Genomic DNA, 12,400 nt, shown 5'->3' on the forward strand with positions numbered 1-12,400 from the left:
GAGGGTTCAGCAGTGGTGCAGCGGCTCAAGTCCAGGCAGCAATTTCAAGCCGTTATGGCGGGTGCCCTTGTGGCCAAAACCCCCCACTTCGCCTTGCACCGTGTGGCGTTGGACGCTGCACATGAGAGCGCCCACGAAGGTCGGGCGCTTTTTCCTGTCGCCGATGCTTGGTTGGGTGTACTCCTGCCCAAGCGCTGGGCGCGCCGCGCGGTGACGCGCAACGCCATTCGTCGCCAGATTTACGAAGCCGCTCGCGAAAAAGCCCACCAGCTGCCGCAGGCGGCGTTTGTCGTTCGTCTGCGCACCGAATTCAGCCGCAAGCAGTTTGTGAGCGCCACGTCCGACGCTCTGAAACGCGCGGTGCGGGCCGAGCTCGACCAATTGCTGGACCGGGTGGTGCAGCGGGTGCCTGTTGTGAAGGCGCTCAGCTCTGCGGTGCCCGCTTCTCCAGAGGTGCCCCATGTTGTCTGACTGGCCGCGCCAAGGCCTGATGGGTCTGGTCAAGGGTTACCGTTTGCTGCTCAGCCCCTCGCTGGGCAGCAGTTGCCGTTTCGAGCCTTCGTGTTCGGTCTATGCCCTGGGCGCGCTGGAGCGCCACGGTGCGCTGGCGGGCAGCTATCTCACGCTCAAGCGGCTGGGCCGCTGCCATCCCTGGTGCGAAGGCGGCTTTGACGCGGTTCCCGAGGCTGCGCCCGCTTTGTTTTCCCGTCTGATTTCACCCCCCTCAGAAAAGAAGAACCCGTCATGAATGACATCCGTCGATCCATCCTGTGGGTGGTTTTTGGTCTTTCGATGGTCCTGATCTGGGACAAGTGGCAGATCCACAACGGCCAGAAACCCACCTTTTTCCCGGCTTCCGCCGTGACCGCACCGGCCCCGGTGGCTGGTCAGGCGCCTGCTGCCGATGCCAGTCTGCCGTCTGCGGCGGGTGTGGCCTCTGTCAGCGGTGAAGCGCCTGCGGGTGCGCCATCCGCTGCGGCGGTGCGTCACGAAGTCACCACCGACGTGCTCAAGCTGGTGTTCAACAGCGAAGGCGGCTCGGTTATTGATGCCCAGCTGTTCAAACACGCCGAAGCCACCGGATCTAGCGAAGACCAGGAAGACAAGCCGTTCACCCTGTTGACCCAGAACGCCAACAGCACGTACGTCGCACAGAGCGGTTTGATTGGCGGCAGTTTCCCGACCCACAAAACGCCGATGACGCTGGTGCCCGGTGCCACGTCGCTGGCCGAGGGCCAGAACGAGCTGCAGGTGCGCTTTGAGTCGGCCGAGGTGGGCGGCGTGAAGCTGGTCAAGACCTACACCCTGACGCGTGGCCGCTACGACATGACGGTCCAGCACGACGTGGTGAACAACAGCGGCCAGGCCGTGAGCCCGCAGCTGTATCTGCAACTGGTGCGCGACGGCAACAAGCTCAGCAGCGAAACGCCGTTCTATTCCACCTTCACCGGCCCAGCCATTTACACCGAGGCGCAGAAATACCAGAAGGTGGAATTTGCCGACATCGAAAAGAACAAGGCCGATTTCGAGAAGTCCGCGACCAATGGTTATGTGGCCATGGTGCAGCACTACTTTGCCACCGCCTGGGTGCTGGGCGAGGGTGTGGCGCGTGACAACTTTGCCCGCAAGATCGACAACAACCTGTACGCGGTGGGTGCCATTACCGCACTGCCCGCGGTAGCCCCTGGCCAGACCCAGAGCGTGCAGGCCCGTCTGTTTGTAGGCCCGCAAGCCGAGAAGGTGCTCGAGACCATTACCCCCGGCCTGGAGCTGGTGAAAGACTACGGTTGGCTCACCATTTTGGCCAAGCCGCTGTACTGGTTGCTGGAAAAAATCCACGGCTTTGTGCAGAACTGGGGCTGGGCCATCGTGCTGCTGGTGGTGCTGATCAAGGCGGCTTTTTACTGGCTCAACGCCAGCGCCTACAAGAGCATGGCCAAGATGAAGGCGATCAACCCGCGCATCATGGAAATGCGCGAGCGCCTCAAGGGCAACCCACAGGCGATGCAGCAGGAAATGATGAAGATGTACCGGGAAGAAAAGGTCAACCCGCTGGGTGGCTGCTTCCCCATTCTGATCCAGATCCCCGTGTTCATTGCGCTGTACTGGGTGCTGTTGTCGAGCGTGGAAATGCGCAACGCGCCGTGGTTGGGCTGGATCACCGACCTGTCGTCGCCCGATCCCTACTTCATCTTGCCGCTGGTGATGGCCGTGACCACCATGATCCAGACCGCGCTGAACTCGCTGCCACCCGATCCGCTGCAGGCCAAGCTGATGTGGATGATGCCGCTGGTGTTCTCGGTCATGTTCTTCTTCTTCCCGTCCGGCCTGGTGCTGTACTGGATCACGAACAACGTGTTGACCATTGCGCAGCAGTCGTTCATCAACAACCGCATGGGCGTGCCGCTGAAATTCACGCTGCCGTTTGACTTGTTCAAAGGCAAGCCTGCTGCCAAATAAGGCACCTGCTCCAGCAAAGGGCCGCGCAAGCGGCCCTCGCTGTTTCTGATCACCAAACGCACGCAAAATATTCGCCATGCTCAGCGCACAAACCGACCCCATTGCCGCCATTGCCACCGCGCCCGGCCGGGGTGCTGTGGGCATCGTGCGCGTGTCCGGCAGCGGTTTGAAGCCGTTTGTGCAGGCGCTCTTGGGCCGCGAGCTCAAGCCCCGCGAAGCCACCTACCTGCCGCTCCTCGACGCGCAGGGGCAGCCGATTGACCATGGCCTGGCGCTGTGGTTTCCAGGACCGCACTCGTACACCGGGGAGGACGTGCTGGAGCTGCAGGGCCACGGTGGCCCGGTGGTGTTGCAGCTGTTGCTGGCGCGTTGCCTGGCGGTGGCGCAGTCGGCCACCACCGAGGGCCAACCGCTTTTGCCGGGGCTGCGCCCGGCGCGCCCGGGCGAATTCACCGAGCGGGCGTTTCTGAACGACAAGCTCGACCTGGCGCAAGCCGAAGCTGTGGCCGATCTGATCGACGCCAGCACCGAAGCGGCTGCACGCAGCGCGTCGCGCTCGCTGGCCGGGGTGTTTTCCGAGCGCATCCACACCTTGCGTGACGCGCTGATTCACCTGCGCATGCTGGTTGAAGCGACGCTGGACTTTCCGGAAGAAGACATCGATTTTTTGCAAAAGGCCGATGCCATGGGCCAACTGCAACGGCTGCGTAGCGCACTGGCCGACGTGCAGGGGCAGGCCCGCCAGGGCGCCCTGTTGCGCGACGGGCTGAAGGTGGTGATTGCGGGCCAGCCCAACGCGGGCAAAAGCTCGTTGCTCAACGCGTTGGCCGGTGCCGAGCTGGCCATCGTCACCCCCATTGCGGGCACCACGCGCGACGTGGTGCAGCAGACCATCCAGATCGAGGGTGTGCCGCTGCACGTGATTGATACCGCCGGCTTGCGCGACAGCCCGGATGTGGACGAGGTGGAGAAAATTGGCATTCAGCGCGCCTGGGGCCAGATTGAGCGGGCCGATGCCGTACTGTTTTTGCACGATCTGACCCGCAGCGCCAGCGCCGACTACCAGGCCGCAGACGCCGCGATTGCCGGGCACCTGAGCGCGGCGCTGCCGCCGGGTGTGGCGGTGTTGCAGGTGTGGAACAAGCTCGACCAGTGCCCGGCCGATGCCGAGGCGGCATTGGCTGCACGCCTGCAGGCTGGCGACTTGGCGCTGTCGGCCAAAAGCGGCGATGGACTGGAAACCCTGCGTCAGCGTCTGCTGGCCCTGGCGGGCTGGCAGCACGCGGGTGATGGCTTGTTCATGGCGCGGGAGCGCCATTTGCAAGCGCTCAAGCGCGTGGGAACCCACCTGGACAGCGCCCACGCGCTGCTGGCTGCGGGTGCCGAGCATCTGGACTTGCTGGCCGAAGAGCTGCGGCTCGCGCAGCATGCCTTGGGTGAGATCACCGGTGAATTCACCGCCGACGATTTGCTCGGCGAAATTTTTTCGCGTTTTTGCATCGGAAAGTGAGCCGCCGCGCGCCGCCCGGCGCTGCCCGCGCACCGTTGGGAGTGCAACTGTAAGAAGCCGTAAAAGCGCCTTGCCCTTAGGCGCTGCCCGCGGTTATCTTGGCGGCATGAACGCTTCTTCTGCGGCCGCATCGCGCTACGACATCCAGGGTTTGGCGCAGTCCATGCGCCATTGCAATGCCTTGGATGCGGTGCCCCTGAGCCTGAGCGAGGGCCAGTGGACCACGTTGGCCAATTACCTGCAGCCGGTCAGCCTGTCGCAAGGGCAGGTGCTGATTGAGCAAGGCGTGAAAGACCGCACCGTGTATTTCGTCGAAAGCGGCAGCCTCACGGTGCACTACGAAGACGATCGTGAGCGCATCCGCATTGCCATGGTGGGCGCGGGTTCTTTGCTGGGGGAAGGCGCTTTCTTCAGCCATCTGCCCCGCAGCGCCACCGTGCATGCCGGGTCGGATTGCCGGCTCTGGTGCATGACACCGCTGCGCTTTCGTGAGCTGTCCGTGCGCCACCCTGATGTGGCACTCGACCTGGCTGTGGCCATGTCGGCCGTGCTGGCCCGGCGCATGTACAACAAACCCAAACGGGTGGCGGTCACCTGAGCGCCGTGCGCCGGGCCACCGATTCATCAGCGCCGGTATTGCACCGCTTTTTCACCCACTGCCCTGCGCGGTTTTCGCCATACTTTGCCCATGTCCTTGTTCAGCTGGCTGCAAGCTAAAAAAACCAGTCCCTTGCGCAAACCGGGCGCTGCGCGGGCACGCCGTGGGTTTGCCCAGACCAACCTGCCGATGATCTCGCCGCGCCGCGGCCGGCGCATCTTGCGGCGCGAGCAGCTGTTTTCGGTGGTGCGCGAGTCGCTGATCCGCGGTGGCGTGCTGTCCACCAGTTACGAGTTCAAGGTGCTGACGCTGGACGCCAATGGCGATAGTTTTTTGGTGCTGATCGACCTGGCACTGCCCGCCGAGGTGATGCCCGACGAGTACCTGCTGGAGATTGAGCGCTGGATACAGTCCAGCGCCCAGTCGCGCCACACGATGGAGGTGCGTTCGGTGTACTGGCGGCGCAAGGCGGTGCACGACCAGCGGGGCATGGCGTTGAAGGCTGCGGTGGCGGCGCAAAGGCGGCGCGACGTGCCGCTGCCCAGCGACACCGCGATTCCGGCCCCGCTGAAACCGGTGCCTGCTGCCCGGGCGCAGCCGGTGGCACCCGGCGAGGTGGAGGCCTTTCGGCGCGCACTGCAAAGCGCAGCACCGCCGGTGCGGCGTGAGCCGCCTGAGGCCGACCTGTTGTTGCCCGTGCCCGAGTCACACAGCGACTTTTCAGCGCTGAGTGAGACTCAGCACGGCAAGTTGTGAAGGCAGCGCGGGCTCAGGCTGCTCAGTGCCCGGCGAAATTCAGCAGTGTGAACAGCTTCAAGCCCGAGGCGCGCAGCTTGTCAGAGCCGCCCAGTTCGGGCAGGTCCACGATGGCGGCCCCTTCCATCACCTCGGCCCCCAGCTTTTCCAGCAGCCGGCAGCCGGCCATCATGGTGCCGCCGGTGGCAATCAGGTCGTCGATCAGCACCACGCGGTCGCCCGGCTTCACCGCATCGGTGTGCAGTTCCACGGTGGCGCTGCCGTATTCGAGCTCATAGGTTTCCTGCACCGTGGTGAACGGCAGCTTGCCTTTTTTGCGAATCGGCACAAAGCCCACGCCCAGTTCGTAGGCCAGCACCGAGCCAATGATGAAGCCGCGCGCGTCCAGACCGGCCACGACGGTGGGCCGCAAGGCTGGGTCCATGTAGCGGTGCACAAACACGTCGATCAGCACGCGAAACACCTTGGGGTCTTGCAGCAGCGGCGTGATGTCACGGAACTGCACGCCGGGCGCTGGCCAGTCGGGCACGGTGCGGATGTGGGATTTCAGATAGGCAGAGGTGTCCATGGGGTCGGGTCCGTTGAGCGGCTTTCATTATCGCCCCGCCCATGAAAAAACCCCGGTTTGGAGCCGGGGTTTTGGGTGCAGCGGCGGGCGCCGGGTCAGGCCATGGGCTTGAACTGGTAACCGTTGCCTGCCGTTTCCAGGGTACCAAACGCCGGGAATGGGAAGTGGAAGCCACCGGCCACGGTTTTGTCTTTCACCAGCATGTCAAACACGCGGCGGCGGGTTTGCTTGGCCATCTCGGCGTCCATGTCAAAGGCCACCGCCCATTCGGGGCTGCGCGCAAAAAGTGACGGCACGTTCACCACATCGGCCACGTACACAAACGATTGGCCTTCGGAGCGGATGGTGAAAATGCTCATGCCAGGGGTGTGTCCAAAGGCGGCCGACGAGGTGATGCCGGGGGCGATTTCTGCGCCGGGTTCAAACATGACCAACTGGCTGGCGGGCAGGCTCCCAACGGTTCGGCGCACCGCCTGGAACGCGCCCTTCATGGCGGGTGGCGCGGCTTCCATGCGTGCGTCGTCCATCCAGTGGGCGTGCTCGGGCGCGGGCACATGCACCTTGGCGTTGGGGTACACCAGCGAACCGTCTTTGGCGCGCAGGCCGTTGATGTGGTCGCCGTGGTAGTGGCTCAAGATGACATGGTTGATGTCTTCCGGCTTGTAGCCGGCCGCGGCCAGGTTGGCGCGCAGCTTGCCGGTGGTGGGTGGGCCGTTGTCGGCAAAGCCGGTGTCGATCAGGAACTTGGTGTTGCCGCTGACGACGAGGAACGCGGTGAACGAAATGTCCACGTAGTCGGTGGGCAGGTTTTGCGAAGCCAGCAGGGCTTTGACCTGCTCGAGTGGTGCGTTGCGCACAAACTCTTCACCCAGCGGGCGGCGCACGGCACCGTCGTTGAGCGCAATGATTTCCATGGCGCCCAGCTTCATGCGGCGAAAACCGACCTCGGGCAACACGGGTGCGCCGACATTGGGCGCGCTCTGCGACCACACGGACGAGAAGGTGAGCGCAGAGGCGCCCGCGATACCGGCACCCAGGAAAAGTCGGCGGTCCATCATGTTGCTGCTCCAAATTGGTAAGGAGCCGAAAGCATACAGACTGACTGGTCGTCATGTATACCAATCGTTCCATTTAACCACCAGGCTGTCATGGGATTGGTATGGGGCGGGGCGCTCAGCCCGACAGCAACTTGTCCTCGGCCAGCGCGAGCGCCGGCGCCTTGCCGCTGAGCACCAGGGTGTCGCCGCCTTCCAGCACCGACGCGTCGCTGAACGCACTGGGCAAGCCGTTGGCCCGGCGCAGGCTCACCAGGCGCACGCCCACAGCGTCCAGCGCCAGGGCACCCAGCGTTTTGCCCACGGTGCGCCCCGCCGCCGGCATGGTCACGGTGTGCAGGCGCTCGTGGTCGACCTCGTCCATGCTTTCGTCGCCTGCGCCGTGGAAATAGCCGCGCAGCAGGTTGTAGCGCGCGTCGCGCTGGTCTTGCACCACGCGGATGACGCGGCGCATGGGCACGCCCACCAGCGCCAGTGCGTGGCTGGCCAGCATCAGGCTGGCCTCAATCGCTTCGGGCACCACCTCGGTGGCGCCCGCCTGGCGCAGTTTTTCCAGGTCGGTGTCGTCCACCGTGCGCACCACCACCGGCACGTTCACCGCCTGTTCGTGGGTGTGGTGCAGCACCTTGAGCGCGCTGGGCGTGTCCAGGTAGGTCACCACCACCGCGCTGGCGCGGTGCAGGCCGGCGGCCATCAGGGCTTGCAGGCGCGCGGCGTCGCCATACACCACCGAATGCCCGGCCGCAGCGGCCTGGCGCACGCGGTCGGGGTCGAGGTCGAGCGCCATGTAGGGAATGCCTTCGGCTTCCAGCAAGCGCGCCAGGTTTTGGCCACAGCGGCCGTAGCCGCAAATGATGACGTGCTTGTCGGCGTTGATGGCCTTGCGCGCGATGCTCGTCATCTACACCGACTGCATCAGCCAGTCGCTGCCCACCAGGCGGCTCACGATGCTGTTGGTGTACAGAATGATGAACGGCGTGGCGAGCATGGAAATCACCATGCTCGCCAGAATCGGGTTGAACAGCGCCGGCGGCACCAGGTTGTTTTGCCCGGCCAGCGTCAGCAGCACCAGCCCAAACTCACCGCCCTGCGCTAGGTACAAGCCCACGCGCAGCGACACACCGGTGCTGGCACCAAACAGGCGGGTCAGGCCGGTGATGAGCGCGAGCTTGAAGGCGAGCGACAGTGTGAGCAACAGGAGCACCAGCGGCCAGCGCTCGATCACCAGCCACCAGTCCAGCATCATGCCGATGGTGATGAAGAACAGGCCCAGCAACACGTCGTGAAACGGCCGGATGTCGGTTTCCACCTGGTGCTTGTATTCGGTTTCCGAAATCAGCATGCCCGCCACAAAAGCACCCAGCGCCAGCGACAGGCCGGCGTGTTCGGTCAGCCAGGCCAGCCCCAGCGTGATCAGCAGCAGGTTCAGCATGAAGAGTTCGTCGCTCTTTTGCCGCGCCACCAGCGTGAGCCACCAGCGCATCACCCGCTGTCCGCCGGTGAGCAGCACACCCAGCAGCACCACGGCTTTCACCAGCGCCCAGCCCAGCGCTGGCAGCAGGTCTTCGGGCGCCGCGGCCAAGGCTGGAATCAGCACCAGCAAGGGCACCACCGCCAAATCTTGAAACAGCAAAATGCCCACCACGCGCTTGCCGTGTTCAGACTCCAGTTCCAGCCGCTCGGCCAGCAGCTTGATGACGATGGCGGTGCTGCTCATGGCCATCACGCCGCCCAGCGCGAGTGCGATCTGCCACGACACGTTCCACCAGGTGGGCAGCAGCAGCGCCAGGCCCAGGGAGGCGCCGGTGGTGATCAGCACCGTCAGCAGCACCTGCGACATGCCCAGCCCAAACACATAGCGTTTCATGCTGCGCAGCTTGGGCAGGCTGAATTCCAGCCCGATCACAAACATGAGAAACACCACGCCAAACTCGGCCAGGTAGCGCACGCCGCTGGAGTTTTGCGCCAGCGCCAAGGCGTTGGGGCCAATGATCACACCCACCACCAGGTAACCCAGCATGGGCGGCAGCTTCAGCTGACGGCAGGCCACCACACCCAGCACAGCGGCCAGCAGGTACAAGAGCGTGATGTCGAGCGAATTCATACCTTTGAATGGTAACGGGCGACGGAGGCCATTCACCCGCGCCGGCGGGCGCCTGGGCGGTGCGGCGGCGATAATCGCGCCATGAGTTCACCCACCCCGTTTGACCCCCTGCGCGCTCGAGCGCTGGCCATTGAGACCCTGACCATTGAGGCCCTGGCCGTCACAGCCATGGCCGAGCGACTGGGCGACGCGTTTGCCCAGGCCACCCAGCTGGTGCTGAACAGCCAGGGCCGCGTGGTGGTGATGGGCATGGGCAAGAGCGGCCACATTGGCCGCAAGATTGCTGCCACGCTGGCGTCCACCGGCACGCCCGCCATGTTTGTGCACCCGGCCGAGGCCAGCCACGGTGACTTGGGCATGATCACCGCCGCCGACGTGGTGCTGGGCATCAGCAACAGCGGCGAGAGCGAAGAGCTCACCGTGTTGCTGCCGCTCATCAAGCGCATGGGCGTGCCGCTTGTGGCGCTCACCGGGCGCCCGCAGTCCACCCTGGGCCGCCATGCCGACGTGGTGCTGGACGCTTCGGTGGAAAAAGAAGCCTGCCCGCACAACCTGGCGCCCACCGCCAGCACCACCGCCCAGCTCGCCATGGGCGATGCGCTGGCCGTGGCCCTGCTCGATGCGCGCGGTTTCAAGGCCGACGACTTTGCCCGCTCGCACCCCGGTGGCGCACTCGGGCGCAAGCTGCTCACGCATGTGAGCGACGTGATGCGCGCCAGCGCCGATGTGCCGCGCGTGCTGCTGGATGCCGACCTGATGACGCTGATGCGCGAGATCAGCGCCAAAGGCCTGGGCATGAGCGCCGTGGTGGACGCGGACGACCGCGTGCTGGGCATCTTCACCGACGGCGACCTGCGCCGCTTGATCGAAAAAACCGGCAGCAGCGCCGACTTGCGCAGCCTCACCGCGCGCGACGTGATGCACGCCAACCCGCGCACCGTGCGGTCCGATGCGTTGGCCGTCGAAGCCGCCGGCCTGATGGAGGCCAGCCGCATCACCAGCGTGCTGGTGGTGGACGGGGCGGGCCAGCTGTGTGGTGCGCTCAACAGCAACGATTTGATGCGCGCGAAAGTCATCTGACCCCCCGCGCCGCGCTGCGCGCGTCACCCCCCCAGGGGGCGGCGCTGGCGGCCTGGCGGAGCCAGTTCCGCGGCGCCCTGGGTTGGCGTTTCTTCACTCGGTGCTTTTGTCCTCCCCGGTTAGCATTGCTCCATGTCCCTTGATCTGCCGCCGCTGCGCCCCACCTTGAACTTCGACCCCGAGCTGTTGCTGCGTGCGCAGCCGGTGCGGGTGGTGTTTTTTGACGTGGACGGTGTGCTGACCGATGGGGGCCTGTATTTCACCGAAGCCGGTGAGACGATCAAGCGCTTTCACACGCTGGACGGCCATGGCCTGAAGCTGCTGCAGCGTGCCGGCATCACGCCGGCGGTGGTGACCGGGCGCGACTCGGCCCCGCTGCGCAAGCGCCTGGAGGCGCTGGGTGTGGTGCACGTGCGCTACGGCACCGAAGACAAGCGCCCAGCGGCCGAGTCCATCTTGACCGAACTGGGGCTGGACTGGTCGGCCGCAGCCGCCATGGGCGACGACTGGCCCGACCTGCCGATGCTGCGCCGTGCCGCGTTGGCCTGCGCCCCTCCCACCGCCCACGCCGAGGTGCTGGCGCTGGCCCATGTGGTCACGCAGCGCCTGCCTGGGGCTGGTGCGGTGCGCGAGCTGTGCGACCTGCTGCTGGTGGCCCGTGGCGCCTACGCCGGCGAACTTGAGGCAGCCGCCCGGTGAGTAGCCCCGCGCCACTGCAACCACTCGGCCCCGCAGCGCCCAGCCGGTCTTCGGCCTGGCGGCCCGGGCGCGTCTGGGACCAGGTATCCATTTACCTGCCGGTGTTGCTCATGGGCCTGATGGCGCTGGCTTCTTACTGGCTGCTGCGCGCCACGCCCGAAGCTGCCTTGCCTGCGGTTGCCCGCCCGGTTACGCACGAGCCCGACTATTTCATGCGCCGCTTTTCCGTCAAGGTGTTTGACGCCGACGGCGTGTTGAAGAGTGAAATTTATGGTACCGAAGCGCGCCACCGTCCCGACACCGACTCGGTGGAGATTGACCAGGCCCGCATCCGCTCGGTGCAGGCCGACGGCTTGCTCACCACGGCCACCGCACAGCGCATCACCAGCAACGGCGCACAGACCGAGTTTGTGCTGGAAGGCGACGCCGTGGTGGTGCGCGAGGCCGGTCGCACGGCCGCCGGCGCGGTGCTGCCCCGGCTGGAATTTCGTGGCGACCTGTTGCAGGTGTTCACCGAGCCGCAGCGGCTGGTGTCCGACCGCCCGGTGACCGTGGTGCGCGGCAACGACCGCATCAACGCCGACTCGCTCGACTACCAGGGCGATGACCGGGTGGTTTTGTTCAAGGGCCGGGTCAAGGCCCAGCTGTCCCCGCGCTGAGCCAGCGCCCTCCACCCAAAGCCGCTTCTATGCCCGACACGCCAGCGCTCACCCCAGCCCCTCTGGTGTTCATCACCGGCGCCTCCAGCGGCATTGGTCAGGCGCTGGCCGCCCGCTTTGCCCGCGCCGGTTACCGGCTGGCGCTGGTGGCCCGGCGCACCGCCGACATGCAGGCCTGGGCCGACGCGCAGGGCCTGGGCACCGAGCGCTGCCGCATCTATGGCGCCGACGTGGCCGATGTGGACAGCATCGTGGCCGTGGGCCACGCCTGCCTGGCCGCGCAAGGTGTGCCCGACGTGGTCATTGCCAACGCCGGCGTGAGCATCGGCATGGACACGGCCGAGCCGGACGACATCCACGTCAAGGCCCGCACCTTCGCGATCAACAACACCGGCCTGGCCGCCACCTTCCACCCCTTTGTGACCGCCATGACCGGGCGGGGCAGCGGTGCGCTGGTGGGCATTGCCAGCGTGGCCGCCATTCGCGGCCTGCCCGGGCACGGCGCTTATTGCGCCAGCAAGGCCGCTGTGGTGGCCTACTGCGAAAGCCTGCGCGGCGAACTGCGCGGCAGCGGTGTGGCGGTGGTCACCCTGCTGCCAGGCTATGTGGACACGCCGCTGACGCAAAAAAACCGCTACAGCATGCCGTTTCTGATGAGCGCCGAAGCCTTTGCCGACCGCGCGTTTGATGCCATACAGGCGCGCACCAGTTACCGGGTGATTCCCTGGCAAATGGGCGTGGTGGCCAAGCTGCTGCGCCTGCTGCCCAATCCGCTGTTTGACCGGCTGTTGTCGGGGCGCCCGCGCAAGCACCGGCAAGCCACAAAAGCCGCCCCTTGAGCGGCCCCGCGCCAGGCGCATCGCGCACAATCGGTGCCCATGATCCCTGACACCCCCTTGGACCACAGCAAC

At 65.6% G+C, this 12,400-nt stretch carries 12 protein-coding genes and 1 pseudogene; 10 read left to right on the plus strand and 3 right to left on the minus strand.

The genetic code is table 11. From position 1 onward, the window contains the following. The first annotated feature begins 15 nt into the window (after positions 1–15). From rnpA to AC4QBL_RS17830, 6 genes are all read left to right on the plus strand, one after another. On the plus strand, positions 16–471 hold the full coding sequence (gene rnpA / locus AC4QBL_RS17805; RefSeq protein ID WP_472908385.1) for a ribonuclease P protein component: 456 nt from the start codon (positions 16–18) through the stop codon (positions 469–471). Next, entirely contained in the window at positions 461–748 is a 288-nt protein-coding gene (gene yidD, locus AC4QBL_RS17810; protein WP_472902245.1) for a membrane protein insertion efficiency factor YidD, read from the plus strand. The genes rnpA and yidD overlap by 11 nt, the downstream gene beginning before the upstream one ends. Then, positions 745–2,460: a membrane protein insertase YidC gene (yidC, locus tag AC4QBL_RS17815; RefSeq protein WP_472908375.1), complete on the plus strand. Its 1,716-nt coding sequence runs from the start codon at positions 745–747 to the stop codon at positions 2,458–2,460. Before yidD ends, yidC begins: the two co-directional genes overlap by 4 nt. 76 nt (positions 2,461–2,536) lie before the next feature. Next, complete coding sequence (mnmE, locus tag AC4QBL_RS17820; protein WP_472908376.1) at positions 2,537–3,970, plus strand: tRNA uridine-5-carboxymethylaminomethyl(34) synthesis GTPase MnmE; 1,434 nt, start codon at positions 2,537–2,539, stop codon at positions 3,968–3,970. A 106-nt stretch (positions 3,971–4,076) separates the two neighbouring features. Then, positions 4,077–4,568, plus strand: coding sequence for a Crp/Fnr family transcriptional regulator (locus AC4QBL_RS17825; protein ID WP_472902242.1), 492 nt, complete (start codon positions 4,077–4,079; stop codon positions 4,566–4,568). A 90-nt stretch (positions 4,569–4,658) separates the two neighbouring features. After that, positions 4,659–5,324 carry a hypothetical protein gene (locus AC4QBL_RS17830; RefSeq protein WP_472902241.1) on the plus strand — a complete coding sequence of 222 codons (666 nt, stop codon included), beginning with the start codon at positions 4,659–4,661 and terminating at the stop codon, positions 5,322–5,324. Positions 5,325–5,346: 22 nt separating this feature from the next. Here the strand turns inward: AC4QBL_RS17830 and AC4QBL_RS17835 are convergent, their stop codons facing one another. The 3 genes and pseudogenes from AC4QBL_RS17835 to AC4QBL_RS17845 all read right to left on the minus strand — a co-directional run bounded on the left by AC4QBL_RS17835 (position 5,347) and on the right by AC4QBL_RS17845 (position 9,051). Beyond that, complete coding sequence (locus AC4QBL_RS17835; RefSeq protein ID WP_472902240.1) at positions 5,347–5,892, minus strand: adenine phosphoribosyltransferase; 546 nt, start codon at positions 5,890–5,892, stop codon at positions 5,347–5,349. 95 nt (positions 5,893–5,987) lie between these two features. Beyond that, positions 5,988–6,950 carry an MBL fold metallo-hydrolase gene (locus AC4QBL_RS17840; RefSeq protein WP_472908377.1) on the minus strand — a complete coding sequence of 321 codons (963 nt, stop codon included), beginning with the start codon at positions 6,948–6,950 and terminating at the stop codon, positions 5,988–5,990. A 115-nt stretch (positions 6,951–7,065) separates the two neighbouring features. Next, positions 7,066–9,051: pseudogene (locus AC4QBL_RS17845) on the minus strand (monovalent cation:proton antiporter family protein). 81 nt (positions 9,052–9,132) lie between these two features. Between AC4QBL_RS17845 and AC4QBL_RS17850 the strand changes: the two are divergent. The 4 genes from AC4QBL_RS17850 to AC4QBL_RS17865 all read left to right on the plus strand — a co-directional run bounded on the left by AC4QBL_RS17850 (position 9,133) and on the right by AC4QBL_RS17865 (position 12,328). Further along, positions 9,133–10,131, plus strand: a complete 999-nt coding sequence (locus AC4QBL_RS17850) for a KpsF/GutQ family sugar-phosphate isomerase (RefSeq protein ID WP_472902003.1) — start codon at positions 9,133–9,135, stop codon at positions 10,129–10,131. A 132-nt stretch (positions 10,132–10,263) separates the two neighbouring features. Then, the gene (locus AC4QBL_RS17855; protein ID WP_472908378.1) at positions 10,264–10,830 is read left to right on the plus strand and encodes a KdsC family phosphatase; all 567 of its coding nucleotides are present in this window, start codon (positions 10,264–10,266) and stop codon (positions 10,828–10,830) included. Beyond that, positions 10,827–11,489 (plus strand): LPS export ABC transporter periplasmic protein LptC, encoded by a 663-nt coding sequence (gene lptC, locus AC4QBL_RS17860; protein WP_472908379.1) that lies wholly within the window; start codon positions 10,827–10,829, stop codon positions 11,487–11,489. The genes AC4QBL_RS17855 and lptC overlap by 4 nt, the downstream gene beginning before the upstream one ends. A 29-nt stretch (positions 11,490–11,518) precedes the next feature. Next, on the plus strand, positions 11,519–12,328 hold the full coding sequence (locus AC4QBL_RS17865; RefSeq protein WP_472908380.1) for an SDR family oxidoreductase: 810 nt from the start codon (positions 11,519–11,521) through the stop codon (positions 12,326–12,328). Positions 12,329–12,400: the final 72 nt, after the last annotated feature.

This window comes from Hydrogenophaga sp. L99 (genome assembly GCF_058731905.1).